The sequence below is a fragment of the Vibrio iocasae genome, assembly GCF_042245395.1.
In the GTDB taxonomy this organism is placed as follows: Bacteria; Pseudomonadota; Gammaproteobacteria; order Enterobacterales; family Vibrionaceae; genus Vibrio; species Vibrio iocasae.
The window spans coordinates 2,092,142-2,119,037 of sequence record NZ_CP145310.1 but is presented as its reverse complement, the minus strand read 5'-3'; the positions used below and the strand labels follow the sequence as shown (position 1 = coordinate 2,119,037).

At 45.5% G+C, this 26,896-nt stretch carries 20 protein-coding genes; 3 read left to right on the top strand and 17 right to left on the bottom strand.

The features are described 5' to 3' along the window. The first annotated feature begins 319 nt into the window (after positions 1 to 319). Positions 320 to 1,027: a DUF445 family protein gene (locus tag SNR28_RS09375; RefSeq protein ID WP_375748944.1), complete on the top strand. Its 708-nt coding sequence runs from the start codon at positions 320 to 322 to the stop codon at positions 1,025 to 1,027. A gap of 164 nt (positions 1,028 to 1,191) precedes the next feature. Beyond that, on the top strand, positions 1,192 to 1,704 hold the full coding sequence (locus SNR28_RS09370) for a DNA mismatch repair protein (protein WP_375748943.1): 513 nt from the start codon (positions 1,192 to 1,194) through the stop codon (positions 1,702 to 1,704). A 19-nt stretch (positions 1,705 to 1,723) separates the two neighbouring features. On the opposite strand, the gene SNR28_RS09365 is transcribed toward SNR28_RS09370, so the two are convergent. The 8 genes from SNR28_RS09365 to SNR28_RS09330 all read right to left on the bottom strand — a co-directional run bounded on the left by SNR28_RS09365 (position 1,724) and on the right by SNR28_RS09330 (position 8,886). Then, the gene (locus SNR28_RS09365) at positions 1,724 to 2,860 is read right to left on the bottom strand and encodes a DNA alkylation repair protein (protein ID WP_375748942.1); all 1,137 of its coding nucleotides are present in this window, start codon (positions 2,858 to 2,860) and stop codon (positions 1,724 to 1,726) included. Positions 2,861 to 2,984: 124 nt separating this feature from the next. Beyond that, positions 2,985 to 3,518: an acyl-CoA thioesterase gene (locus tag SNR28_RS09360; RefSeq protein WP_375748941.1), complete on the bottom strand. Its 534-nt coding sequence runs from the start codon at positions 3,516 to 3,518 to the stop codon at positions 2,985 to 2,987. A 163-nt stretch (positions 3,519 to 3,681) separates the two neighbouring features. Further along, positions 3,682 to 4,962 (bottom strand): serine hydrolase domain-containing protein, encoded by a 1,281-nt coding sequence (locus tag SNR28_RS09355; protein ID WP_375748940.1) that lies wholly within the window; start codon positions 4,960 to 4,962, stop codon positions 3,682 to 3,684. 1,002 nt (positions 4,963 to 5,964) lie between these two features. Beyond that, positions 5,965 to 6,270, bottom strand: coding sequence for a hypothetical protein (locus SNR28_RS09350; RefSeq protein ID WP_375748939.1), 306 nt, complete (start codon positions 6,268 to 6,270; stop codon positions 5,965 to 5,967). 69 nt (positions 6,271 to 6,339) lie between these two features. After that, positions 6,340 to 6,681: an immunity protein Tsi6 family protein gene (locus tag SNR28_RS09345; protein ID WP_375748938.1), complete on the bottom strand. Its 342-nt coding sequence runs from the start codon at positions 6,679 to 6,681 to the stop codon at positions 6,340 to 6,342. After that, complete coding sequence (locus SNR28_RS09340; protein ID WP_375748937.1) at positions 6,678 to 7,136, bottom strand: hypothetical protein; 459 nt, start codon at positions 7,134 to 7,136, stop codon at positions 6,678 to 6,680. Before SNR28_RS09340 ends, SNR28_RS09345 begins: the two co-directional genes overlap by 4 nt. Before the next feature lie 165 nt (positions 7,137 to 7,301). After that, positions 7,302 to 7,679, bottom strand: coding sequence for a hypothetical protein (locus tag SNR28_RS09335; protein WP_375748936.1), 378 nt, complete (start codon positions 7,677 to 7,679; stop codon positions 7,302 to 7,304). Positions 7,680 to 7,750: 71 nt separating this feature from the next. Further along, positions 7,751 to 8,886 (bottom strand): IS3 family transposase gene (locus SNR28_RS09330; protein ID WP_375748130.1). Its coding sequence is split into 2 segments (ribosomal slippage): positions 7,751 to 8,637 and positions 8,637 to 8,886, totalling 1,137 coding nucleotides; the frame shifts between segments, so codons are not numbered across the junction. Between the two features lie 83 nt (positions 8,887 to 8,969). Here SNR28_RS09330 and SNR28_RS09325 point away from each other — a divergent pair. Further along, on the top strand, positions 8,970 to 10,241 hold the full coding sequence (locus tag SNR28_RS09325) for an AAA family ATPase (protein ID WP_375749926.1): 1,272 nt from the start codon (positions 8,970 to 8,972) through the stop codon (positions 10,239 to 10,241). Positions 10,242 to 10,647: 406 nt separating this feature from the next. Here the strand turns inward: SNR28_RS09325 and SNR28_RS09320 are convergent, their stop codons facing one another. The 9 genes from SNR28_RS09320 to SNR28_RS09280 form a co-directional block, all read right to left on the bottom strand. Beyond that, a complete protein-coding gene (locus SNR28_RS09320; protein ID WP_375748935.1) occupies positions 10,648 to 11,310 on the bottom strand; it encodes a hypothetical protein in 663 nt (220 codons plus the stop codon). Next, positions 11,310 to 20,657 carry a hemagglutinin repeat-containing protein gene (locus SNR28_RS09315; protein WP_375748934.1) on the bottom strand — a complete coding sequence of 3,116 codons (9,348 nt, stop codon included), beginning with the start codon at positions 20,655 to 20,657 and terminating at the stop codon, positions 11,310 to 11,312. Before SNR28_RS09315 ends, SNR28_RS09320 begins: the two co-directional genes overlap by 1 nt. A gap of 15 nt (positions 20,658 to 20,672) precedes the next feature. Continuing rightward, positions 20,673 to 22,352: a ShlB/FhaC/HecB family hemolysin secretion/activation protein gene (locus SNR28_RS09310; protein WP_375748933.1), complete on the bottom strand. Its 1,680-nt coding sequence runs from the start codon at positions 22,350 to 22,352 to the stop codon at positions 20,673 to 20,675. Positions 22,353 to 22,709: 357 nt separating this feature from the next. Then, positions 22,710 to 23,585 (bottom strand): NAD(P)-dependent oxidoreductase, encoded by an 876-nt coding sequence (locus SNR28_RS09305; protein WP_375748932.1) that lies wholly within the window; start codon positions 23,583 to 23,585, stop codon positions 22,710 to 22,712. 57 nt (positions 23,586 to 23,642) lie between these two features. Next, positions 23,643 to 24,014: a DUF5329 domain-containing protein gene (locus SNR28_RS09300; RefSeq protein ID WP_375748931.1), complete on the bottom strand. Its 372-nt coding sequence runs from the start codon at positions 24,012 to 24,014 to the stop codon at positions 23,643 to 23,645. Continuing rightward, positions 24,004 to 25,107, bottom strand: a complete 1,104-nt coding sequence (locus tag SNR28_RS09295) for an MBL fold metallo-hydrolase (protein WP_375748930.1) — start codon at positions 25,105 to 25,107, stop codon at positions 24,004 to 24,006. Before SNR28_RS09295 ends, SNR28_RS09300 begins: the two co-directional genes overlap by 11 nt. Before the next feature lie 113 nt (positions 25,108 to 25,220). After that, on the bottom strand, positions 25,221 to 25,937 hold the full coding sequence (locus SNR28_RS09290; RefSeq protein ID WP_375748929.1) for a YebC/PmpR family DNA-binding transcriptional regulator: 717 nt from the start codon (positions 25,935 to 25,937) through the stop codon (positions 25,221 to 25,223). Between the two features lie 97 nt (positions 25,938 to 26,034). Further along, positions 26,035 to 26,244 (bottom strand): DUF3283 family protein, encoded by a 210-nt coding sequence (locus SNR28_RS09285; protein WP_375748928.1) that lies wholly within the window; start codon positions 26,242 to 26,244, stop codon positions 26,035 to 26,037. A 153-nt stretch (positions 26,245 to 26,397) separates the two neighbouring features. Further along, positions 26,398 to 26,595, bottom strand: coding sequence for a PA3496 family putative envelope integrity protein (locus tag SNR28_RS09280; RefSeq protein WP_375748927.1), 198 nt, complete (start codon positions 26,593 to 26,595; stop codon positions 26,398 to 26,400). Positions 26,596 to 26,896 lie beyond the last annotated feature (301 nt).

Below are 26,896 nucleotides of genomic sequence, written 5' to 3'. Positions count from 1 at the left end.
TATCCCTCTAAAAATACAGATCTGAACTCTGTACCCTGAGGTCACCAAAGTATTCTCTATTTGCTGAGAGCTATCTTATTTTATAGTAACAATAATACAAGAGATACTTACTCAAAACGGGTCAAATATAGCTATTACCCAGACAGATCTCAGCCAGAAACTCTGAACTACTTGGGTTAGTGTGATATATATCCAAAGTTACTACCAATACGAGAAATCTAACATAGTATTGTATTATTTATTGTGTTTTTACTCACACTTTCATTCTTCAGCCAGATTCTCTAAAATCCCGCCAAACTCGTTTCTTGTAGGCAGTAAAATGAACAAAAACATTGCTACTAACCTGATTGCTTTGATGGTTCTAGCCATCGGCTATCAAACTTCCAATACCTTGGTGCTTTATGCAGGGCTTTTCGCTTTCTCCGGTGCCATCACTAACTCACTGGCAATCCACATGCTTTTCGAAAAAGTTCCAGGATTGTATGGGTCCGGTGTTATCCCAGCTCGCTTCGAAGAGTTTAAAGCAGCGATTAAGCACCTGATGATGAATCAGTTCTTCACAAACGAAAACATCGACAAGTTCTTAAGTAATGAGATGTCAGGCGGTGTGAAACTTGAACTGGAACCCGTCATCAGTCGCATCGACTTTGCTCCAACTTTCGACTCTCTGGTTGAAGTGATTGCAAACTCTTCATTTGGCGGAATGCTTGCCATGTTCGGTGGTACAGATGCTCTGCAACCACTGAAAGAACCGTTTGTTGAAAAGATGAAAGAGTCTGTGGTTGAGATCAGCCAGAGTGAAAGCGTAAAAGAAGCGTTAAAAGATCAGCTTGAACAGCCTCAAATGATGAATGAGATTCAAGAGAACATTGAAAACATCATCGACCAGCGTCTGAATGAACTAACTCCTAAGCTCGTGAAGCAGATGGTTCAGGATATGATTAAACAGCACCTGGGCTGGCTTGTTGTCTGGGGCGGTGTATTTGGTGGATTAATTGGGGTGATCTCAGCGCTGATCACCCAGTAAACCATTGTCAGGGCCAGTTTCGTCTTTACATCCTCTGCTAAAAGACCCTAATTGGCCCTATTATCAGAAACTGCACATCATCAAAAACGACCGTTTCTTTCCCCCTACCCATTATTTACTAAGCTTAGTACTACTGAATATTGAGATATGGAGGTAAAAGGAGGTTGAAAACTCTCTATCCAAAACCTTGGGTTCTGGTTCTTTCCGGGTTGCTGCTGAACATTTTGGCGATTCTTTTATCTAGCCTGGTTATCGACAAAAATGAAGAGCAAATTACATTGCTCAACGAAGAGATCAGAAATCAAAACCGCTCGATTGAACTAGCTTCTCATCAGATCGCGACTCTCGAACGTAAAAAGGAGTTGCTCGTACTGCATATCGGTCAGAGTAATCCGCATAACACTGAAGTAAGCAAGAGTATTCAAGAACAGCTATCGATCTGGACTCAGTCGGACATTCCAGATGTACTTCCCGAAAATCTTGATGCCCTGACAGGGATTATCAATAAGGCTCAGACGGAACAACGTGAACGAATAGACGATATCTACCTGAACAATATTTCATTGATGGAGACAGTACACAGCCTGGATACCGCTAATGATACATACAAGAACCTATCCATCTTCCTGCAGATCTTTGGACTCGCACTGATTCTAGCCCGTGACTTAAGACGCTGAAACTAGTCATTCCTACTAGCTACTTATCAGGCATGATCAGCTCAAACCCTGTTTCAGCGACCACTTCACCGTTGATCTGTAACTCCACTTTATGGAGGCCGGGATAGTAAACCCTTGTAGTAACGGGTTTGATGCTGTGTTTTTTCTTTATCGCCAGTTTTTTCCCCGGAAGCAAATCAACGCTCTTCCACTTAAACACTTTCGGAGATGTTGTTCCATTTGCTTTCTGGTGATGCACCACGTAATCAATCATTAGTGGTTGAGCAACATCTGAATCAGACTCTATCAGAGCATTTAGATCCACTGAGCCACCGTATATCAATTGATTTGAGGAAGAGTTAAGTGTGCAGGAAGCAAGCTTAGGATTCTTAAAACCAAGTATGCTCAATGTAGCAGGATGGCCCGACTTTATAAGCGTTCTGCACGCATGTCGAACAAGCTTTTTTCGATTTTCACTTGCATCGACAAGCCACTCCTCAACAACTTCGGCCACAAGATCTGGGTGATCTTTACTTATATCATTCAGGTTGTTGGCAACGGAACGACGAACGTATTCACTTTCATCATCTTTGAGTTTTTCCAATACAGGGATTATCTGGCTGGGATCTTTAACAAACTTACCCAATCTCATTCCCCATGGAAGCCTTGGTCTGGTTCCTTCACTGGCTAAGCGCCGAACGTGTTGATCTTCATCGACAGCCCAGTGATGAACCACTTCCAACGTTGCTTCGGTTTGAGTATCCAGAAAAGGACGAATAGCAAATTCAGAACTGAATCGACGCGTCATCTCTTTTAGCAGCGTCATAGATAACTCAAAGTGCTCTTGCCCATTGCGAGCGACAAAGTCTGCGACAGGCATAATAGCCCAGCCAGCAATTCCATTTTCGTCCGTTTTGCTCTCCATAGATTCACCAGTAAGAGATGTTCCTAGTGATTTCAGGAGTATATCTCCCGCTTCTGGAAACTCCTTTGGTAGAAATACTGACAACTGCTCGCAGATAAGATCACTTCGCTGCTTAAGCTCCAAGTCATCCAGCTTTGGAATAATTGCCTGAACAAACCCATCAGAATCAAAATGTGGATGCACCCTTATAAGGTTTTTAGCTATACCATTAACAAGTGCAGGTCCTAGAAGGTTTTTAAATGGTTCAGGCATAGTTGGTCCCTTTGTATATCGCTTCGCTAGAACTATTCATCATAGCTGCAGATAAAGGGAATACAAACACAACCAACGTGCACCAAAAGTGTTTTACAGTGTAAATATTAAGAAAACACTAAATTCAGTTGCTTGTAGGCGGCCACGGTCTATGTTGCTCTGAGTCCACCCATTCTTTTACCCAAAGCGGCAGTTCCCCTTCGACATAATCCGCGCCTATTGCGCTCGCAACCGATGATGGATGAACCAAGCCATCTCTAGAGGTAATTCCAGCCCTTATCAGAACAGAAGAACATGGTTTGTCCTTAACCCACATAGACTGTTCAAGATAAAACCATTTGTCATCAACACCGACACACTGCGTCTTCATCGTGATTTTATCGAACATCTTAATTCGCTTTCGATACCTGACTGAGCTACCAGCAACCACCAGCGCCCACTTATTTTTTAACAGTGCTTTGTCCAGCCCACAACGAATAGCCACATCCATCCGACCGATATCGTATAACGTGAGTACACGACCATTGTTCATCTCACCCCACAAATCGATATCCCATGGATGACATAAGAAACGGATGGCACTTTGATCGGTAAAACTGATTTTGCTTCTTTTCTTCGCTTGGATAGTCGTTTTTATAAACCTGAAAAACGGATACATGTCTGCCTTCTCTGACGATATTGCTTAAGTTAGTGCTTCTACTCTAGCGAATTTACTTTTGTGGGGAAGTTGGATGTTATCAAAATGTGAACGCAATACTTAAAATACGGAGTATGTATAAGATCTGAAAAGGCCAGGAGAGCCTGGCCTTGAGAAGTGAGTCTTAGTTTATTGCCGCTTTTATCGCAGGTATTGCCGTATGAAGCGTGTTTACGGCCCAACGAGCATCTGATGGAAGGTTGTAGTTACCAAACATTGCAATCACTGTCTTAGATTCTTTTTCTACAGCAATAACCTGACCGTTAACACCGATAGCAAGTAACCATTGCTCACCACCAAGATCTAAGACTCGGAACTGATCTTTGTAAAATCCTTCAGCAAGTGCAGCTTCTTTACCTTTTAGGAATGCAGCTCGAACTTCTTCATTACCCGCCCACACGTCATCCAGCCATTCTTTAGGAACAACCTGAGCACCATTCTGTGATTTACCATCGTGCGCCCAGATATCTCCCATGTTGGCAAAGTCGCGTGTCGTCATCCCCATAGAGCCACAAGCGATAACAGTCTGCTCTTTATCAACCATTATTGTGGTGTCCGAGGTGAACTGACCTTTTTCCCAAAGCTTTTCCTGGAAATATTCCGTCCAGTGTTTACCTACTGCACGCTGGGTAACAAGCGCCAGAGCTTCCGTATTATATGAGTGATACTCGTACTTTTTACCCTGCTCATAAGAGAGCTCTGTCAGATGTGAAGTGTAGTCTTTAATGCCGACCCACTCTGAATCAGTATGCCCTTTCCATGAAATTGCATGCTCCATCGAAGTGTCCCAATCGTCTCCGTAAACATTTTTCACATCATCAATAAGAGCAAAACCAGAACGCATATCAGACACATACTGTATTGGATAAGCACCGATTACGGTACCTTTTGCTTCAGGTAACCATTTTTCCACATTATCACTGAAGTTAAAGTAACCTTCAGCTTGAGCGATTCCCGCCAGAGAAGACGTAAACGACTTACCTGCTGACATGGTTAACTGTTTTGTATCTTTGTTTGTACCGGACCAGTAATGTTCATGCACTAGCTTGCCATCTTGTAAAACTACCATAGAGCGGTTGTGCATACGGTCACGAAGCAAGTCATATAGCGGCAGTTCAAAACCATCGACATCCTGAACCATGATAGATGAGAGATCCAACGACTTATCCGATTGATCAAACGTACGTGGGTTTGAGCTCTTCGCCATCACAGCATGTTCACTTACACGTTGCGGCTCAATAAAGAACATTGATGCAAACTCATTTGAGTCCCAATTAGCCTGAGTAATTCCAACTTGAGCCGTTCTCTCAAGCATTGCCTTATCCTCGGTATGGAATGTTACTTTTGCGGCCTGAGCACCAAATGCTGTAAGTGCAATTGCGGTTGCCAGAAGAGTCTTTTTCATAATTCATCTCACTTAGATAAGTTGGTTAATCGCTAACGCGTCAAATGTAATGTCTATGCGAATAACAGTACTCACCCTCGTATTTCGAATTAATACAAATGGTCATTAATGATGAATAGAAAAAGATTTGTGATTTGCTAAGAAAAGTAAGCCTATAACAAAAGGATGGGGATTATCTGTTTGAAAAATAGCAATTATTTACAGTGTAAAAAGAAAAAGCCCAGCGATTAACTGGGCTACTGTATCTATTCTTTGGACTCTTTCTGAACTGCTTTCAGAAGCACCGATGTGTCCATCCGGTTTAGCCCGTCTGCAGCCAGCTCTTTATATGAAGCTGTCGTTTTCTCAATTTTCATAAGGTGCCTGTCCCTTTAGTTTCCTCTTTTGATAAGCGTTACAATAGGTTAAGAGTGATATAGGGAGTTTGTACGTAATGTCTCATAATTGCATTATGAGAACTGATGAATAAGGCAAAAAACACCGGCCAATTCTGAAGCCTAGGCGTTGAGCAAACTCGAAGCCACTTATTTATGAAAAATGTGCGATGGTGCCTAGTTGGGCTATCGCCTGAGCTACTTATTATCCCTAACGGATCTTATCCGAAGACTCGCAATCTGTCAGAAATCGTAAGAAGCTTTAGTCCAAAAGTAAGTTGGAAAATCAAATGCAAGATATGGCTTTTTAAACTCGCTATCCGGCGAAAAAATAGCTGGAAGAAACCCGAAACCGCCCGCTTATACCCACTAGAGTCAGGTTTTCTTCGTACCAAACCGCTCTTATATCTATCCTGTCGGAGTCATACCTTGCCCGTTCAGCCGATTCCAACCCAGAATCAGAACACCCCAAATCACAGCTCTAATACCGCAGGGCTAAACAATATATTCCCGTGTCTGATACCGTTGGAATTTGCTGTTTCTGGTGGCGAGAGAGGGTTCTGTGGGTGGATTGGGGGTTCTGGGAAGGGACGCCACTCGGATGAGTGGCGTTTTGAAGTAGTTTTAACTATAGAGGTGTTTCAGAGGATATCTCCAGCTTTACTTTCGCAAGTGCAGCATCGAATTCTTTCATATCAGATTTGTCTAAATCTCGTACTGCTACGTCAATTCGAGAATCAACCATATTCTCCATAAGTTCAGGAATGAATCCAATATCAGGATCTAATTCATTTAAATGATGAAACTCGAGTAGACAAACTGACAAAGCTATTAACGCCAACGGTACTTCATTTGGAAAGATCTCTAGTCGGTATGTTAGTTCGTTGTGCGCGAAGCCAAAGGACTGAATAGGTGACATTCCTAATTCGTCCATAGCTAAATTCATATCTTGCTTTATCGAAATCAAATAATTTGTATATCCCCAAGAGTTCACACTTGTCCCCTATTTATTTCTGTCAAATTTTAGCCTATTGGCAATATCGTTCACGTCCACGAGTAGCTCTGCAAACTCCCTATCGGTATCGAAAAACTCTCTAACAGCGTATACCCCCAAGGTAAGCTCATTGAGTCTACTTTTGTCTTTTTCCGAACCTTCTACAACCGCCCTTACATAGACAATTTGCCTTTCAATAGATAGAAGCAGCGAAAAGCTTGGGTACTTTTTAATTCGCTTCTGACATGCTGATAGTGCTTCTTTAATTACTGAAATGTCTTCACTACTCTTCTCAGATCTTTCCCTTGGTTGAGTGGCACTTTCTCTTACTCTTGATGTGATGTAATTCATATTTTAGTTTTAGCTACTACTTCATCTGCATCGCAATAAAGTATCATTAAGTCCTTAAACTCATCGCTTCCTACTCTCGAACCGATAGCCTTCGTTAAAGCAAGGTTGAAAGTACGAATAAGATCGTTAATTCGTATACTTACTTTATTGTCAAACTCTTCATCCTCCAGTTCGCTGTCACATAACTCTTCCCAAAACTCATAGTACTCCCTAGTGTAGAGTTCTAAGCAAAACGCTTCATTTCTATCTTCTTTAGATGCTGCTGCCGGAAACATAATTATTCTCCCAGAATCAGACCAAAACTCGATTCTAACGGCATCCCATTTTTTGAGCTTCTGCTTGGAAAGTACGTCTAGAAATTGCGACCAAACCTTTACAGTAATGTCCTCTTCGAGTTTACTCACTTCTGCTTGGTATAGTTTCGTACCACTATCACTACTTTCATCCCATTTCATTATTTTTCCCATCGGAAATTTCCAGACCTAGTTTCTAGACCTGCTCTTGACTGTGTGACATAACTATTTAGCGTTTTAGTTGCTTCAGTTGGGTTCGCCATTACTTCTAATTGATTCAAGATTCCGACCTTATGATTCCTCTTTAGTTGTCTTTCTGACTTGTATCTAATGAGAAGGGTGAAAATTATCGTCCTCCAAATTAACCGCGTAACTCCAATCAAATGGAAACAACTCGCTTTCGGGTAACTCTAGAGCATCATAAACATATGGTCTGTTTTGGTAATCCCACCAATCACTATTAATTTTCCAGTAAACATCCATTAAGCTTCCCCCTGCATCCGTATCCACTCTAAATACTGACGGAACCTTCATCCCATTTTTGAATACAGTCTCTCCCGCAACCCAGTATTCCCCATCATTCTTAGGTATTAATGCGACCGCAACCACTTTTGAAGCTTCATGTTCTTTTCCTACTTTAATTACGAACATTGGAGATGAAGAAACTAAGTTTAGCCATTGGATAGTGTTTTTGTCCTTTTCCATGAGTACCTCGATTAATATGGGTTAGTTTCCGAAGGGCTTATTGAATCGACCAGCCTCCTGTATACCAGCGACTAGTTGTAAATTCCAAGCTTTTCATACACCAGTGGAGGCATATTCTCAGCGTGGCTGTGCTTACGTTTAGAGTTATAAAACATCTCAATGTAATCGAAAATATCTGAACGTGCTTTTTCTCTTGTTTGGTAGATCTTTTTCTTAATCCGTTCACGTTTTAGAAGCTGGAAGAAGCTTTCTGCTACTGCGTTGTCATGACAGTTTCCCCTGCGACTCATACTAGGTATCAGGTTATGCTCTTTTAAGAACGCCTGCCATTCATAGCCCGTGAACTGACTTCCCTGATCAGAATGGATTAGCACTGTACTTTTAGGCTTTCGACGCCATACCGCAGCGAGAAGCGCTTGTGTTACCAACTCTGATTCCATCCTTGAACTCATTGACCAACCGACCACCGCTCTCGAATAAAGGTCGAGCACGACTGCTAGATACAACCAACCTTCGTGTGTTCTGATATAAGTGATGTCTGTTACCCAAGATTGATTCGGCTCAGATGGCGAGAATTCACGGTCTAATATGTTTTCAGCAATAAGTGCTGGCTGACCACTATACATGCCACGACGCTTCTTATATCCAACTTGAGCTTTCAGTCCCTCTTGTCGCATCAGGCGGGCGACTCGGTGCCTGCTGCATGTCTCCCCTAAATCCCGTAGATCACTTTGAACCTTGCGGTAACCATAGACACAACCACTTTCAAGCCAAGAGTGCTTAATCAAGCCCAGTAAGCGCTCGTCCTCAATAGCTCTGGCAGATTTTGGCTTCCTTATCCATGCGTAGAAACCACTGCGTTGAATATTCAAGACCTGACACATTAAACGTACGGGATATTTGTTGAGTCGGGATTTTATAAACGCGTATTTTTCTTTGACTCGCTGGCGAAAAATACAGTTGCTTCCTTTAGGATGTCACGTTCCTGTGTCACTCGTTTCAGCTCTTTTTCCAGCTCTCGTATTTTCGCTTCTTGCTCATTTGCTTGCTGGTAGTGCTTGCTGTCTGACCCGTACTTCTTCATCCAGTTGTAGAGACTATTGGTGGAGACTCCAAGGCGTTCTGACACACTTGCTACCGTGTAGCCTTGTTCGGTGACTTGTTTTACGGCTTGGATTTTAAATTCTTCGGTAAACTGCTTATTCATTTGCCCTCCTGTGGACTACTAATTGTAATTCAAATTAGTGGCTACAGGAGGCTGGTCGATTCAAAGCGCACAAAGCTGCTTTAATAGAACTTGAGAAACTTTTACCAGGGTCAGAAAAACGGTTTGAATTTTTGTTTCAACAACTGAGCACAAGAAAACCCCAGTTCCTCAACACCACGAACCTCCCTGAGTCGGTTGATACTCTGGATACGACGGTGCTGAGTGATCTTGAGCGATTGATTGAAACCATTACGTCACAACACTCAAACATCAAATCAGACGCTGATCTATTAACATTAATTCAAACAAAAGAAATAAAACTACAGTTACTGGAAGATAAGAAATTTGTATTAGACAATCGCGAATCAATCGAAAGTAACATTCGCAGATACAAAGCTATTGCCAAGTTGGAAGCTCTTGGGAGAGAGTGCAATACAAGGGCTGTCTCTACTTTAGCATCTCAAATCTATCAAGATAGTGCGGTAACCCCATTGTTGGCGGCTTTCACGAATGAGTTGAAGCAATTTGGGTTTATCCGTTTTTCAATCAAAGCAAAGACCAGAAACAGGGCAGGAAATCAACAACTTAAACTTGTGGTTGAAGACGGTGGCGAGCCTTTAGTATCAACAATTGCCAGTGAAGGAGAGCAACGCTGTATTGCAATAGCTGCTTTTCTAGCGGAGATGAAAGCCGATAACAGAAAGTCTGCTGTAATCTTTGATGATCCTGTTAATTCGCTTAGCCATCAATGGCGAAGTCGTGTTGCTGAAAGGTTGGTTTCAGAGTCGCTTGAAAGGCAAGTAATTGTCTTTACACATGATATTGTATTCTACAAACTCTTACTTGAAGCGGCTGAAAGGCTAAACGCTAATCATGACACTTCCGCATTGGAACGTTCACGGCAAAATCTAGCCGGAATAGTAAGTAAAAATGCTCCGTGGGAAGCTTTAACAACTAGTAAGCGTTTGAAAGCCCTTAATGTCGAGTTACAGGATATAAAAAAGATTGATAAAAAGGGAACAGAAGCTGAGTTTAGGAAGGCTTCACGTGAGTTCTATGGTCGATTACGAGAAAGTTGGGAAAGGTTGATTGAAGAAAAGCTACTAAACCGAGTTGTAAATAGGTTTGAGCGTGGCATCCAAACACAGAGACTAAGACGATTGACTGATATTACAGATGCTGATATCGCAATGGTTGATACTGCCATGACCAAATGCAGCACTTATTTTACAGGACATGATAGCGCTCCTGCTGTGGGTGATCCTTACCCTACAGTTGAAGAAATTGAGGCGGATCTGAAACAGCTAAGCAATTACTTAGATGAACTTCAGGGAAAAGTTAGAAAAAGGAACTGATCATAATTGCGGTAATACTTCGTGCCAGTCTCATCAACTGGCACGGCCTACCCTGTAGCGTGATCAATTAACATCAATTTCTCTGTATATATTGTTATACCTTTAGGTGTACCAATGATACTGGACAAGATATAAAGATTCTCTGGCATCTTGCCCCCCTTTACCGAATTCCCCTCATATCCACCCTGTAAGTCCCATACCTTACCCGTTAACCCAGTTCCCACCCAGAACCAAAACACCCCGATTCACAGCGCCAATACCGCAGGGTTTAACAATATATTCCCGTGGCTGATACCGTAGGGATTTGCCGTTTCTGGTGGCGAGAGAGGGTTCTGTGGTTGTGGTGGGTGGTTCTGGGAAGAGGGACGCCACTCGGATGAGTGGCTAATTGCACGGTAATAATTAATCATTGAAGAAGGCGTTTAACTTCTTCATCAATATTATCAAAATTGCCTTGTTCTACAGGAAGTGTGCTGTAAATTAAAAGAACACCACCGTGAAGCAGGCTAACCGATTCTACTTTACCTTCAAGACGCTGAATAATCTGCTCAGGAGATAACCCAAATGCCCTGAGGCATAGTTCTCGGTCAAAGTAGTTAATTGGATTTATTCGATACACTCCATCTCTTCCATTAACATCCTTGCCCGTATTATTACTTTCTTCAACTATCTTAGCCCAATCACTTTTCGTGATGTTCCAGTTTCGCAAGGTTGCTCTATAGCAATCAAATGCTGGGATATATGACTTTAGAATTCTTATGATCTCATTTAGCGAGATTTTCCCTTCATTAAAGTCAATTTGTATGTGGTCATCGAACTGAGCATTGTCTTCAAGGTATTTTTCACTTCGGTACTTATAAGTAATATTGCCTTTAACGCCTGCGCCTAAGAGCTTATCTAAAGAAACGCTTATCACAAGTTCAGAACCAATATCTGGAAGGGGCATTAACCCTTCTAGGTTCCAAGGCGTACCTAAGTCCGCAATACTTTCTAAAAACCTAATGTGCTTTTCATCATAAGATTCATTGGGTTTTGCCCTATGACGTAGCTCCAAGTTAAGTTTAACCATTATTTCGCTACCCTCACTGTAATATTAGTTATATTCTCTCTAATCAGTATATCCATTGCCTTATCAGCTGCCTTTTGATTTGGAAACTCAAAGACACCTTTAAACCCAGGGTTTTGTTTTAAGGCATAGGATACTCTTTGAATACTTTGTAATTGCTTATCAAATGTCGTTAGTGCCGTTTTACGATCAATTAAAGTTGTTCCATCATCTTCGATACCATCAAACTTAACAAAGTTGTTCCCCCTTGGGTTAGGATTATCGAATCGAATTGCGGGAACAGCTTTTCTCTCTGATGGCACATCCGAGAAAGCGCCTTTAGTCCCAGATTCAAATTGCACAAAGTTCTTATCAAAATTACCCTGTGGCTCCTGTACAAATATCAATCCAGAATTTTCACCTGTCATTTTTCTAGCATCTTTTATGCTTAGAACTTCTACTTTTGATAAATCAAAATTGTTTTCTTGGTGAAAGTTTTCTGTTGATGGGGACCCATTCTCACTACTATGAGTAATCTTTGCAACTTTACTACTATCCCCTCGAACAATATCTTTTACAGAATCTCCCGCTTTCGCTATAGCATTTAAACTAGTATCTCCAAGTTTAACGACCCCATGTGCTGAGCCCGTTGCAGCAGCTGCAACAGATATATAGAACTTAGATATCTGCTTCTTAGCCTCAAACGATGAAATCTCGCCACTCGCTTCCTTAGCCTGAATATCAGCAATATATTTGTCAGCAGCACCATTAGGATCAGACATCGTCTCAACTGCTGATTCATACATCGTTTTAAGCTGTTGCTGCGCCCCCTCATCACCTTGCATAGCGGCAGATGCTGTTGTTGCAAGATCTACCATTTCAGGAACTGCACTAATAGCACCTATTAACGCATCAGTCGGCATTTCTGCCAGAGCACTACCTGCTGCTAATTCCCAAGGGCGAGCTTCTGCTTCAGCATTCTTAGACGTAATATCAATGTATTCTGAAGTAAGAGAGCTATCTTTTACGGCTGTTTCTTTATCCCAAGTATCGTGAGCGGCTACAACTTTTGCAGATTCACTATTACACTCTTCTCCTCTACCTGAATAACACGCTTTTTTGTAAGCTAAGTCTCGCTCCTCATCTTTCTTATTAAGAGCAACAAGTTCTTTCTGTTTTGATTTAAACTCCTCAGTGTCTCTGCAACTGGAGTCGGTACAATTTAACAGAAATTCTGTAAGCTCCGCTTTTCTTCTTGCCTCAGGCTGAGTAAGGTAATAATCAATTTCCGTTCCTGACTTCTGTACTGTTTTAAACTGCTCACTGGCATCCACAACGGCTTTAGAATCATTTCCAATATGAGAGTTAGTATTGCCTTTATTAACCTTGCCAAGACCGCTGTTCTCTAGTGCGAACTCATAGTTACCTTCGGCATAACCTCCAATCAGCTCAGCGTAGTTTTCCCCTTGTTCTCCTTTCTTTCCGATAATGCCTTGCTTCTCTAACCCGTGAGTAACTTCATGAGCCAAAGTCTTCATATAGTCTTGGGCATTTTTCATTGCCTTATCATTCAGAACAATGTTACTGCCCTTGTCGCCTGTATAGTGCGCACCACCAATCGATTTATTAACCGCGATAACCAAGGCACTCTCGATAGAGATACCGAATACTTCGGAGTAAGCTGCAGCGTAATCATTAATCGCATCTTGCTTCTGTTGAGCGGTAGCATTTTCAAGATTATTAATGTTGACCGCTGCATCACCCTTCTTCTGAGCAATAAGCAGTTGTACATCCAACTCCTTCTGCACCACATCCATATGCTCGAAGGTATCAGCCAACTTAACGGAGTCCTCAAGCGCAACATCAGCTAATGATTTACCCATTAACTCCGTCCGCTTAACATCCTCTTTTATCTGCGCCCTTCCCTCTTCGGTCAGCAGCCGGTGATCAACCGTAACATCAAAATCCCCCTGCTTACGGTCAACAGTGAACAGGTCCTTTTCTGTATGTTCGGTGTCGCGATTTAGGGAAGTGGTGTCGTCGGAGTTTTCTGAGTCCGCGATGGTTAGCTCACCCTGACCAATGGTAGCCAGTGTTTTGCTCTTGCTGTAACCCGACTCATTTTTGTATTGGATGCTGGTGGTGTTGTAAGTGGCATCAATCTCGCCATCGTTCGTCCCCACACTGGTATTAATGCCTCCACTCTGACTTTGGGTGTAACTGGTGTTGGAGAGGTCGTTGTAACTGAATGTATCCGTCGTAAGGCTCAAGTCTCCGGTATCGGCACCCTCACTATCCGTCGCGGCAATTAACGCACCCTTGATGTCGGTATTCTGAGCAACATTGATATCCACCTGGTTTCCGGTCAGACTGGTGAGCACCGTTTCTTTTTTACTGGTTCTGCCATTCGACACATTGAAACCGCCGCTAGAACCCTTGTGTTCACCTGGATTACCTTTTGAGTAGTCAATGACCCCACCTTTTTGGCCATTCGCACCAACCGGTACCTCTCCGCCAGAAAGACTCAGCCCCGCACTGATACCCGCACCTTTTTGACTGGAGGTATGTCGGTCCTGAACTGAAGCCACATTCAGGTCTCCACCGACATCCAGCTTTAACGTATCATCCGCCCGAACGGTTGCACCTTTGACGTTGGTATCACTCTCCGATGTTATCTCCACGTTGTTGGCATGGAGCGTACTATTGGTATGTGTCGTGGAAGCGGATGTCGATTCATTGCGGCTCAGACTGGTGTTTAAGTTAATGCCAGAGCTTGCTCCATAGACAGTTAATGAAGCACTAACACTACCTGACTCCGTATTTGAACGGCTGTTCTGAGTCTCTTGTGAAGCCAGAATGTTCACTTCATTTGCTTGTATCTGAACCGTATCCTTAGCCGCCAAATGTGAGCCCTGAATCGTGGCGGAGTCTCCCTTGTTTGAACCGGCTTTAATCGTGATGTTCTGCGCCGACAGGTTTGACGCTACTGAACTGACCTGATTGTCCGATGCATCAGTTTTAGATACGTCCATATCCAAATGCAGACCAGCATTAAAACCGTAGGAGCCACTACTTTGACCCGCAGCCGCCGTCTGTTGATAAAGCAACGTAGTTTTAGACGCCACATCCGCAGAAGCCAGAGCAATGCCTGTCACATACCAGGCTTCATCGCTCTTCACGTCGGCAATCAGGTCGTTGAGCTCTTCGACGTCTTCAAAGTTGACACCGGGTTTATCTTGCTCAAGCTCTTCTGATAAGGTGGCCAAAGTATTTTCTAAAGAGTCCAGTTGCTTTTTGTACTGCTTATAGTCTTTTTCAGCCTGTTTCAGCGCTTTGGTGGATTTTTCCAGTGCTTGCGCGGCTTTTACCACCTCAGCCGCCTGATGTTGTATCACCAGGCTGACTTTAGCGCTGCCATGCATTTCCTTCGTTTGTGTCTGCCTGGTCTCTTTCGCTTCCTTGATGGTGACATTTTCTCCCGCTAAGGTGAGGTCCCCGGTGGTATTTTGATTGCTGTTTGCTATCAGGTCAGAGCCCGAAACCGTAACATCACTTTCGGCATTCACTGAAAGGTGATTACCTGCTGAAAGGGTACTACCGGTCTGAGTGGTTTGATTCGTTTTGGTGTCGACCTTGTCGTACGTTGCCTGCCCAAGGTTGATACGAATCTGACCCTCTTCAACACTAACCAGTTCTCCCATATCCCCAAAACCAACCGTCAGTTTCTCGTGGTCACTGTAGGTCTCGGATGTATTTTCAGCGCTCAAAATCTCAATAGAGCCCGTGTCCGCGACCAGTGACACATTGTCGCCTGCAGTGAGCTCAGAGCCCACCACTGCCATGCTGCCGCTGTTTATCGATAGGCTCCCGTCAGAATGGATACGACTGGCTTGTTGCGTTGCTGTCTGTACGCCGTCTCGCTGATTTTCCATCTCAAACAGGTTGCCGCCCTTAAGGAAACTAAACTCTTCGCTCCACTCCTTACTTTGCTTAAGGGCCTCTTGTGAGCTGATGAGCACTTCATCCAACGCATCAAGGTTTACATCACCACCGGCCGTCACTTCACTGGCCAAAACCCCGATATCTCTGCCCGAGGTAATATCGATGTCATTGGCAGCTATGGTATAGCTGCCTTCCAGTAACGTCGCATCATCAATGCTGCCCTTGTGTTTGCCACTCAATCCACCAAAGCCTTTTTTGATGGTTTCTTCTCGCGAGTATTCCTTGTATTGCTGAGAAGCCAGTACGACATCACCATCAGCCGAAAGCGTCACCCCCTCGCCTGCATTCAGCTCTGAGCCAATCACCTGTATGTCGCTGTCACCGCCGGCTACTCTGGCATACTTGTTCGCCTGAGCGGTGATGGCGATATTGCCCCCGGCATTAACCTCTGAACCTTTCACGGTTTCATGAAGCGATTCTTTGATGGTGGTTTTTGAGCGTCCGAACGACTTTTTCTTGGTCTCTTTGAAGTAGCGATAGTCACTGTCATTCACGGCCAGCACGGACACATCGCCCGAGGCGGTCAGAGAAGCATTGTTTTTAGCATCAATGTCGCTGCCTATCAGCGAGAGGTCATCACCTGCGGTCAGGTGGACCTCATCACCAGTTAATGTGCTGCCCTGATGTGTCTTGGTGTGACGAATGTCAGTTCGACCACCTTTTTGGTTGTAGGAGTAGGATTCATCTTGAATGGTATCCATGGTCAGCGCTTGCCCGGCATCCACACGGGTATCACCACCACTGGAAATCGCTGCGTTGGTGAGCTTGATGTCCTTACCCGCTTTCACCGTCAGGTTTCCATTTGTGGTGATACTGGAGCCTTGATTTTTAACCGTCAGAGCGTCGTTTACAGCATTATGACCATAGGTGCGGTTGTGATACTTCGCTTCGTTCACGGATAAGACAACATTGTCACCCGCTTCCAGGCCCATATCACCGCCAGAACGCATGTCTGCCCCCTGACTGATGATGTCTTTTCCAGCAGAAACCGTCATGGTATCTGAGGCGGTAATGCTCGCTGTTTTCCCTCGATAAGTTCGGGTTGCATCCTTGTCGTACTCAACCTGCTCACTCAGGGTTTTGTTCACCACCGAACCCTTCGTCGACACCACACTGACCTTATCACCCGATATCGTGCCACTGAGATTGGTGATGTCCTCTTCGGCTTTGAGTGTGGCATCCCCACCGGCTTTTATGGTGCCGGTATCATTGGTGATTTTACCGTCACTGGTCAGGCTCAGGGTGTTGTCTGCCAGAATCTGGCCGATGTTTTCAATCTCGCCACCCTGAACGGTGACGTTACTGCCCGCTATGAGCGCACCGTTTGATACATCGTCTTTAGTCACCTGCGCCAGATAGAGTTTTGGTGCCAGTACTTGTTGGCCATTCACCTCTATTTGTTCATACCAGAGAATATTGCTACTGAGCTGCGCTATCTGCTCTTGCGTCAGTGAAACCCCCACCGTTAGGTCCAGCGACGTTTTTTCTTTAGCCGCAGCGTCCATCAATGACTGCATCTGACCTAAATCGGACCCAACATCTTGGCTTAGGTAGCGCTTACCGGTTTGTTCAAAGATGGCCTGTGTAATGACGCGGGTATCGTAGAACGCATCACCTAAGAAGGTGACATCTTGTTCTGGTGAAATCCCCACCTTGTTCTGAAAGTAGTCTGAGCCTAGATAGCTCCCCAAATCCGTCAATAGCGGGTTGGTCTCAATCAGGTACTTGCTTTTGGGACCTGTCGAGTAGATGAACAGGCCGTTTGGTCCGGTCGGCAGTCGATAGTCCGGGTAGGGCACAGTGTTGAAAGTAGGCAGGGTAATCGCGGCTTCACCGATGGCTACCACATCAGCGGCACCAACATGACCGGATGCTGCACTGGTGTTTTGCGCTGTTTTACTATTGCCAGTTGGCGCGACTCGGGACGCTCTCGATTGAATGGTGGAGTTGTTCACCTTGTTGGCCACATTCAGGGTGACGTTGCCAGTGGCAGAGATGGAGGCGTTTAGAGCTTCGGTTACACCTGAACCAACACTTCTTACACCCGTTCGATTAAACCGAAATGAAACACCACCATATATCGGGTTCCGACTCGTTCTCTGCTCATAGTCGTTCGTGTCGAGCTTATAGTCGTAGTAGACATTCTCTGAGGAAAGTTGATAACCTTTGTTCGTTAAAGTTGATGCATTTATGGTCACCCCGCTACCACTTATCTGACTGGCTTCGTTAGTAACCGTTTGACCTGTGATTGAAACATTGTTTTTTGCTACGAGTCGGGAAGCTGAGCTTGCACTTCTTAACACCTGACTATCTCGCCTCACCAGTTCAGAATGCGTATCCCCACTCGCTACAGTAGTTACATAAGTTGTCTGCTCAGCACCAGTATGGTGACTGCCGCAACTGCTGGAGCAATAATCATACACAGTAAAAACAGGAGCATGTTCAGAGTCACTGTCGACCTCAAACCAGCTTGCACCGCCACTTAGAGTGGACGACAAGTTCATATTTTGAGACGTAGACTGGATACTAACCGTGGTGCGCTTGTTGGTCACCGTATCTGCATAGATATTGATGTCCCCACCCAGTGATTCTATGGTGGCTGAGCTGTTTAAAAGACTGGCACTTCTGGCGTTTGAGCCATTTCGTGCAATGGTCAGATTCTTTTGGGTCAAGATATCGCTGTAGTTGTTGAGCGCATAGGCGTAGAGATAACCGTGGTTGCCTGCGTAAATCACGCCCCGGTTAGTGAGCGTTCCTGTTAGCGTTGTGGTAGCGTCCCCCAGAGCGACAACCGCGCCATGATTGCTCAGCGAACTGGCGGTGAGCCCCAGTGCGTCGAGCGCCTGCAACCGGCCATGGTTGGTCACACTATTCGCTTGAAGCGCTGTGGTCTGCCCCGATATCATGCCAGAACTTTGGTTGGTTAACGCGCCGGTGACCGTAATATTGGTTTGCCCATCGGCACTGATTTCCGCGCTGTTGTTTAGCGAGGTGGCCGTCAGGTTAAGGTCACCATCTGCGGTGATGTCCTGATTGGTTATCAGCCCAGAGCCAAGCGTCAAACTGAGGTTGCCACCGGAGTGCAGCAATGATCCCTGATGTGTTAGGGAAACGGCATCCACATCAACACTGTTTGCACCATAAACGGACGCTGGCGCTGAGGTGGTGATGTTGCCGGTCGACTGAACGCTTAATACCTTGTCTGCCGCAGCTTTACCACCCAGCGTCACTTGTCTGGCATGAATGTTGAGGTTGTCTTCGGTAAGCATCTCACCGGACTGATTCAATGTATCTGCGTTGATGGTTAGTGCTTGTGTAGCGCTAAGCAGTCCAGCGGTTGTGGTATTATCGGCTGTGACAGTGACGGATTGCTCTGAAACCAATCGGGTTTGCGAATCCAGTGATTTTGCGTTTATCACGACTGCCCCTTTTGCATCCACATTGCCTTTGAGGGTCGCCGAGTCTGTCTGAGTGAGCGTCAGGTTGCTACCGGAGTACAGAGTACCAGATTGCTCTAACGTGCCACCCGACAAGGTCATGGCGTTTTGACTACTGAGGGTACCTTGCACATTGGCGGTGTTGGCGGTTACTCCTAGCGAATCATTGGATTGAACCACACCTTGTGACGTGAGGCTGGCGGTGTTGATGGTCATGGCATTGCCAGAGGTAACCTTTGCACTGGTGGATACGGTCAGACTGCGGTTGGCGGTGAGGGCGCTTTGCCCTGTGGCGGAGATCGCTCCATTTATAGCCAACTGTTCTGATGTTACCGTGATATCCGCAGCGCCGACCTCACCAGCCAGAGTGACATCGTCCGCTTTGAGCACCATGGTCTGATTAGCGGCTAATGTCCCCGTACTATCTATGCTCGCCGCCTCGACAATCATCGACCCCGCTTGAATGTTCCCTGTATTGGATATCGCTTGGCTGGTCTTCAAGTTCAATGCATTGGTCGTTGATAACTCACCGCTCTGAGTCAGGCTTTGCGCGGTCAGGCTCGCCGTATCACTGGCGCTGACTGTTGCCTGAGCAGTCAGATTCAGTGCGCCTTTGCTGTCTGCGTTCAGGTGTTGAGCACGCAGTGTGGTATCGAGCGTCAGCGCATCACTGGTGATATCGACCTGATTGGCTTCAACACGGCCACTGCCAGATAAAGTTACCTGATTACCGCTCACACTCAGTGCGGTATTGGCAGACACCGTCCCCTCATTATCCAGTGTGGTTAGCCCGGTCAGGTTCGCCGTTTGGCTCTTCAGACTGCTTTGACTGTCTAAAGTAACCTGTGCGGCGTTTGAAGTCAGTGTGCCTGCTTCCAGAGAAGCATTAGTTAACGTGGCCGACTGGGTACTGAGGCTTAACTCGCCCCCTGCCACACTCTGACTGCCTGTGGCCGTCACCTGAGCCGCAGAGACCGATACGTCATTGCCTGCACTGTGCGTCCCCGACAAGGCCAGGTCATGTTGCGTCACCAGCTCGATGTTTTGCGTTGCACTGGCATCACCCAGAACAATCTTGCCATCAGCGGTTATCTGCAAACTGCCCTGAGACGCAGCCAGACTCCCGACATTGACCCCCACCCCATCTTCAGTGGCTATCAGGGCAATGCGTCCGGCATACATCCCGCCCAGCGAGGAAGAGTCGATCGCCAGTGCCGGCCTTGTGCCCTCACTGGCTCTTTTGGTCACCGCATTACTCTCATAATCCACCCGGTTCTTACCGGTGATGACCGTCAACGCCTTCGCGTTTATCTGGGCATTGATTTCGGCGGTGCGGGCGATGATGTCAAAGTAGCTTTGCCGGGTGGCATCCAGCCCTAATCCTTCCACGGTGACCGAACCTTCCGCCACTTCAAACCCCGACACCATTCCGTTTTGAATTTGTGCCGCGCCGGTTGAGAGTGTCACCCTGGGCGTATTGATGAAACCACAGCCATCACAGGTGATGCCATAAGGGTTGGTCAGGATGACATTAGCAGAAGGCCCCAGTACTTCGGTATAGCCCTGCAACTGACTCCGGTTGGCACCGGTCACTTCATTTAAGATGACCGATGCGGACTGACCATTCAAGTTGGGGTTGTTTTGTAACAGACCAGCCAGCTGAGATTGTTTGAACTGCTCAGTGGAGTTGTTGAGGACCAACCCTGACGGGTCAACATCAAACCGCTGATATTTGTTGTGGGATAAACCCTGACTGTTCGGGGTAGCAATGTTCACCACCTCCACCCCATTAGCCGCGGTTTCCACACTGGTAGCGCCACCACTGACCACCACATTGGCCATCACAGGCTGCACCGTAAAGAGGGTCAGCACCCCATAAGTCAGCACTCTCTGAACCAAGGAGACCGGTTTGTCGGTGTTCATCGCTTTCATAGGACTCTCCTTTTATCAGTACGTGAGGTTGAGGCGGTAATAGAGCACATAGTCATCCACCTTCAGCCTGGAAGGGGCAGCCATCGGAAAGCCGACGGTGAGACCGGTAGAGAGGGTTGGGTTGGCCGTCGACAGGCTAAAACTGGTGCCCCAGAGTGAGCCCCGTTCAAATGCATCGGTGCTGTCGGGGACAATGGTCCCGGTATCCATTGCCCACTGAGTGCGAACATGCCCCAGATAAGGCACCTCACCCAATGGGTACGTCAGGTCATTACGCCAGTAATACCCTTCATCCCCGGAAATAGAGACATCCTTAAACCCCCGGACCGAATACTCTCCCCCGATACTCAGGCGCTGACTGCCATACAGCGTGTCGTTGCTCCACTGGGAAAACACGGTGCTGGTGTAACTGAGCTGTGCAGGCAGTGGGTAAGTCACGCTGGCGGTTAAGGTGCTTTTATAAAACTGCGCAGAGGGTACCTTACCGGTTTCTCCGTCTTCTTCCCCACCGAACCAGTCGGTCCCCACCACTAGAGAAGGAGAGAGGGCAAAAAAGCCGCCCCACATCCGGCGACTGAGCTCCAGAGTCATTGAGGCCGAGCTTAAGTTGCGGGAGCTGGTTTCAATCAGATTGCCAAGCAGATAGTTCTTTTCCCGCCGATGATTCACTTTGGCACTCAGCGCGGACTTACCCAGCCCGTCACGGTGAAAGAGCCAGCGCAATGACACATCGTGGCTGTTGGTTTTACCGTTCGAGGTAATGGTCATCCCCCGGCTATTGATGCTGGTCTTATAGGTGCTGTAAGAGGTGGCGTAGCCGATGTTCCAGTACCCCACTGGCACATCCAAACTGAAATAGAGGCTTTCTGCATCCCGACTGTCAATGAACTCCGCGCTTTTGCTGCCATTTAACGTCCATTTATCCAGCAGCCCCAGCCAGTTTTCCCCACTGAGGGTATACGACAACAACTCTTCGCCTGTGGACGCCTGTCCGGAATTGTTAAAACCAACCCCAAAACTGCCAAAGGTGCCGGTTCCAGTCTTGATATCCACCACGCTGTATCCCTGCTTGCTGCCTGGCAGCAATTGAATCTGAGCGTTGTATCGTCTTAAGCGATTTATCTGGTCAAGCCCCTGCTCAATGTCGCGCAGGTTAAGTAACCCGCCTTCCATGCCCGGAAAGGCCTGACTCAAAAATGTCTGAGGCTCTCCGTTAAACAGCAATGCCTCCAGCCGGCCTTCTAGGACCACCACCTTCAGAGCGCCAGACGATAAGTCCTGTGGTACCAGAAAGGCACGGGAAGTGACGTAACCAGCTTCGACGTAGCCATTGGTGATGATGCGAAGATAGTCATTGATGCGGGTAAGGCCAATACAGGCTGGTTCAAAGTCCAGCAAATCTAAAAGCGTGTCAGAGGTAAAAACGGTGTTGCCTTCAAGCTCGATACGCTCAACCTGAAAGCACTGCTCCTCATCATCAACAACCGACTGGGGCAAGGTTTGAGTGGGTACGAGGGTTTCTAAGGATTGTTTGGCATCTTCTATATCCTGAAGACGCTGAGCCTGCTGGTTTTCAATATCAGACTGAGTGGAAGGAGCAAGTCTACCCGCAGGTTCAGAATGAGCCACAGAGGAAAGCACAGAAACCAACACCACTACCAATCCGCTGAACTGCGTATGGACGTATTTTTTCACCTAGACAACCTGAGTTTCGTTTTTTTGTATAAAAATCACTCTTACAATCAACGAAAGTTATCATTTTTGGGTGAAGTTCAAAATAACATATTGAGAATAATTGTTGTTGTAAATGTCAAAACGAGAACTTAGTCACCCCCAAATTGAGCTCATAATAAAATTAATAATTTTTATTTACAGACCTATCTTTTTTATTAGCGATTACATTTTTGGGCTACTTAAAATTTATAGTTCATCTTGTATTGATACACATCACTGGATTCAGTATCGGGTTTGGTTGGGGCTATTCAGGATGGTTTGGAGGTGGCTTTACACTGTAAATAATTAAAAGCCCAGCGATTAACTGGGCTACTGTATCTATTCTTTGGACTCTTTCTGAACTGCTTTCAGAAGCACCGATGTATCCATCCGGCTTAGCCCTTCTGCAGCCAGCTCTTTATATGAAGCTGTCGTTTTCTCTGTCAGAGGTAACTTCACACCTTGTCTTTCTGCTTCGTCTAGACAGAAACCCAGGTCTTTGATCATCCAGTCTATGGCAAATCCGAAATCGAATTTATCTTCAGCCATAGTTACAGCGCGATTTTCCATTTGCCAGGAGCCTGCTGCACCATTTTTCAGGCAATCAACCAATGTCGGGATATCTAAACCAGATTTTTCAGCAAGCACCAAACCTTCAGACAGACCTGTCAGCACGCCAGCTATACAGATTTGGTTTACCATCTTCGCACGTTGCCCCTGCCCTACTCTTCCCATAAGTACAGAAGATTTACCATAAGCATCAAACACAGATTGGACATCATCGAAGTCTGATTTCTCGCCACCACACATAATGGTTAGCACGCCATTTTCAGCACCTGCCTGGCCGCCAGATACTGGCGCGTCCATAAAACGGATCTCTTTCCCATCACATGCCGTTTTTAACTCTTCAGCTAGTTCTGCAGAGGTGGTTGTATGGTCAATCAGAATACTACCCGGTTTCATCGCTGCCAGAGCGCCTGTATCGCTCGTGGTGACACTTCTCACGTCATTGTCGTTACCAACACAGGTAAGCACTACATCAGCATCTTGAACGCACTCAGGAACAGTTTCACCCATTTGGCCACCAAACTCGGATACCCACTGTTTCGCTTTCTCTGCGGTACGGTTATAAACCGTAACATCAAAACCTGCTTTCTGAAGGTGCCCTGCCATCGGATAACCCATTACGCCAAGACCGACAAAACTTACTTTCATTTCAACTTCCTTTTGTGTTTGTTATATATGTCCGCAGCATACCGAATACTAGGAGTGCTATCTAGAGCGATAATCTATTAATAAGCTCGTCAGCCAATCCTGAGATTTGACTGTGGGTTTATCCGGACATTCCACTTGGTAAGGTTTACCTGAAAAGTAGCTTTCAGATGCAATGTTTTCGATGAATGATTCAGCAGATTTGATTTTATCGCGGGCATAATCATATTTGCCCGCCAGATGATCGGCAGCCTTCTCACCACTGTAACGATTCCCGTTGCGAATGAAGATGCAGTCAGAAGCCTTCAGGTGATTCAGTATATGGTTGATTTCCATATCTTGAATACTTTCTGAATGATTCTCAGCAATAACAAATGCCGGAGCAAAAAGTGACGCTGTGAGTAACGCACCCAAGATGTATTTACTTTTCATCACTAGTCGCCTCCCACCACGCATTAGCATATTTACCTTTTGCTGTCTTTTCTTGAGTTATTACCACTCGCTCACCAGCAATAGGAGTTGCCAGATTTACACCCATTTCATCCGAATACATGCGTACCTTGATCAACGGATCACGCCATGAATGAGTGCTCAGACTAAAAGTACCGTTGTGGATTGGTAATAACACCTTTCCTTTTAAATCGAGATGAGCCTGTACCGTCTCCTTAGGCAGCATATGCACATCAGGCCAAAGTAAGTTGTACGCTCCATTTTCCATCATAGTGACGTCAAACGGTCCGTATTTCTCACCTATTTTGCTAAACCCAGAAAAGTAACCGCTGTCACCACTAAAGTAAGTCGAATAACTACTGGTTCTGATAACCCAGGATGTCCAGAGAGTTTCGTTTCTGTCTGTGAGAGAGCGACCAGAAAAATGTTGTGCCGGTGTTGATACAATTTCGACATCACCGCTACTAACGCTCTCCCACCAACCTAATTCGGTTATTTTTTCTTGAGGAATACCCCACTCTCCCAACAAACCCGTGTTACCGAGTGGAAGGTAGAAGCGCTCTGTTTTTTCAGCAAGTTGCCGAATACTGTCTTCGTCAAGATGATCGTAATGGTTGTGAGAAATGATAACGCCAGCAAGAGGAGGTAGATCTTCAATACTTAGCGGTGGCTGGTGGAAGCGTTTGGGGCCGATCCATTGCATAGGAGAAGCGCGTTCAGAAAACATTGGATCAAACAGCCAGAATCGACCATCCAAAGCCATCAGGATTGTCGAATGTCCCAATCGATAGAGAACAAGATCGTTGCTCTGTATGTCATATTCCAGGCCTTGTAAGGTCATGGCCTTAACAGGGATCTCAACTTCAGGCTCGGCCAGCGGATCGGTTTCAAACATCATCGCCCACATAGCGCGGAAAAACTTCGATGTTTCAGTATCTTTCATCTGATTCTCGTTCTGGAACTTCCCATCAGAATAGTAGTCCAGATGACTGTAATCTTTTTTCTCTGCATTACTGCAGCCAACTAAGGCTAACGAGACAAGCAATGCACTAATTTTCTTGCTGTAACTCTTCATTCTAATCGACACCAAAATGTAAACCGCACAGTGTAGTATACATAGAGTCAGAACAAAAAAAACCGGACATCATGTCCGGCTTTTCTGAGTACTTGTCGGTATCGACTAAGCGATTACAGCTCTGCGTTGTGATAAACCTGCTGAACATCATCACAATCATCCAGAAGATCAAGGAACTTCTGGAACTTCTCGGCATCATCACCTGTTACTGGAGTATTTGTTTGAGGAACAAAAGTGATTTCCTCTACATCAATTGTCACGTCAGGGAATTCTTCACCAAGAGCAGTCTTCACTTTGAAAAACTCCGTGTGCGGAGCAAATACTGTGATGACACCATCTTCGAGCTCAATGTCAGAAACATCAACGTCCTGCATCATAAGAGCTTCAAGTACCGCTTCTTCATCATCACCTTTAAACTGGAAAACAGCCTGATGATCAAACATGTGCGAAACCGCACCTGGGCTACCAATCTTAGCACCCGTTTTCACGAAACACTGACGAACATCCTGGAAAGTACGGTTGCCATTGTCTGTCAGGCAGTCAACGATAACGCTAGCGCCGCCAGGAGCAAAACCTTCATAACGCGCTGGTTGATAGTCTTCACCACCGCCACCGGTCGCTTTATCTATTGCTTTATCAATAACGTGGCCAGGTACCTGATCTTTTTTAGCTTTCGCGATTAGGTGCTTTAGAGACAGGTTAGAATCTGGATCGGCTCCACCGTTCTTGGCAGCCATGTAAATTTCTTTACCGTACTTAGAATAAACTTTAATTTTTGCGCCTTGAGTTTTCGCCATAGAGGCTTTGCGCACTTCAAAACTTCTTCCCATCGGGATGTTCTCTCTGATTCAATTCAACAGGCGGATTTTAACAAAATAAAGGGGCAATTCAATGATTCACACCAGTACTTGGTTCAGTTTGTGGGAATCACCCTACTCCCATTACTCGCTTATACTTTTCAACTGACTGTGCAAACCACTCGCGTTCATTTTCACTCTTGATCTTGTTCATTTCAGAAACAATCTCTTCTGGCCCGGCCTTCGCCTGCTTGAGCTTCCAGACCAAAAATGAGGCTTGCTTATCGAGTTCCACTTTGTTTTTTTCTTCCGGTGGCAAGAGCGATAAGTTTATAGACATTGGTGGTTTCCAGTCGGCATTCATTGGTGGTGCAGCAATATATCATATACAGACGGTAGCTCAAGAATTCTAAAGCTAACTGTGGTGGAGAGTAATAAAATTAAGGGCGACAGAATGTCGCCCCCTGGTAATTTTGCATTGGTTTAGCAATCATCAGTGATGTAACAGACCTAATTCCTCAGCCTCTTCCATCGTTAATCCGCTTTCCTTAATTTCTCTCAACATCTCGATCCGACGGCGAGCTTCTGCAGATTTAACCTGTTTTGTAGATTGCTTGGAGTCTTCTTCCTTGAAGTCCCAGTTCGATGCAACTTTGGTTATTTCATCATGGTCAATAGAATTAATGGACATTTGAACCTCCGATTAAAACCATGTAGGGACAAGGTTTATGTAGCAAAGGGAAATATCCTTGTTAAGGAAATTCGATCAGGAATGTGAGCTGGGGTTTGTTTCTGAATGATGACTTATAAATTTATCAATTGTGCCTTTGCACTGTCGTCGATTCACTTATATTCTTAAAAGATTACGCTGTAGGAAAACAGCAAGATTCAGATCTCATTTCTAAACAACCTTCTCTTAAGAAAAGCCTGCGCGATTCCTCAAAAAAAGCATTTTACCGGAAGCATGATCAAGGCTTGATATGGGTGGCAGA

What these genes read in the sequence shown, in the direction of transcription:
- SNR28_RS09345 (WP_375748938.1), bottom strand. Translation starts at nt 6,681, where the DNA reads ATGAATTACATCACATCAAGAGTAAGAGAAAGTGCCACTCAACCAAGG.
- SNR28_RS09300 (WP_375748931.1), bottom strand. Translation starts at nt 24,014, where the DNA reads ATGAAAAGTAAATACATCTTGGGTGCGTTACTCACAGCGTCACTTTTT.
- SNR28_RS09355 (WP_375748940.1), bottom strand. Translation starts at nt 4,962, where the DNA reads ATGAAAAAGACTCTTCTGGCAACCGCAATTGCACTTACAGCATTTGGT.
- SNR28_RS09335 (WP_375748936.1), bottom strand. Translation starts at nt 7,679, where the DNA reads ATGGAAAAGGACAAAAACACTATCCAATGGCTAAACTTAGTTTCTTCA.
- SNR28_RS09280 (WP_375748927.1), bottom strand. Translation starts at nt 26,595, where the DNA reads ATGTCCATTAATTCTATTGACCATGATGAAATAACCAAAGTTGCATCG.
- SNR28_RS09295 (WP_375748930.1), bottom strand. Translation starts at nt 25,107, where the DNA reads ATGAAGAGTTACAGCAAGAAAATTAGTGCATTGCTTGTCTCGTTAGCC.
- SNR28_RS09340 (WP_375748937.1), bottom strand. Translation starts at nt 7,136, where the DNA reads ATGAAATGGGATGAAAGTAGTGATAGTGGTACGAAACTATACCAAGCA.
- SNR28_RS09315 (WP_375748934.1), bottom strand. Translation starts at nt 20,657, where the DNA reads ATGAAAGCGATGAACACCGACAAACCGGTCTCCTTGGTTCAGAGAGTG.
- SNR28_RS09375 (WP_375748944.1), top strand. Translation starts at nt 320, where the DNA reads ATGAACAAAAACATTGCTACTAACCTGATTGCTTTGATGGTTCTAGCC.
- SNR28_RS09365 (WP_375748942.1), bottom strand. Translation starts at nt 2,860, where the DNA reads ATGCCTGAACCATTTAAAAACCTTCTAGGACCTGCACTTGTTAATGGT.
- SNR28_RS09305 (WP_375748932.1), bottom strand. Translation starts at nt 23,585, where the DNA reads ATGAAAGTAAGTTTTGTCGGTCTTGGCGTAATGGGTTATCCGATGGCA.
- SNR28_RS09360 (WP_375748941.1), bottom strand. Translation starts at nt 3,518, where the DNA reads ATGTATCCGTTTTTCAGGTTTATAAAAACGACTATCCAAGCGAAGAAA.
- SNR28_RS09290 (WP_375748929.1), bottom strand. Translation starts at nt 25,937, where the DNA reads ATGGGAAGAAGTTTTGAAGTGCGCAAAGCCTCTATGGCGAAAACTCAA.
- SNR28_RS09320 (WP_375748935.1), bottom strand. Translation starts at nt 11,310, where the DNA reads ATGGTTAAACTTAACTTGGAGCTACGTCATAGGGCAAAACCCAATGAA.
- SNR28_RS09285 (WP_375748928.1), bottom strand. Translation starts at nt 26,244, where the DNA reads ATGTCTATAAACTTATCGCTCTTGCCACCGGAAGAAAAAAACAAAGTG.
- SNR28_RS09350 (WP_375748939.1), bottom strand. Translation starts at nt 6,270, where the DNA reads ATGGACGAATTAGGAATGTCACCTATTCAGTCCTTTGGCTTCGCGCAC.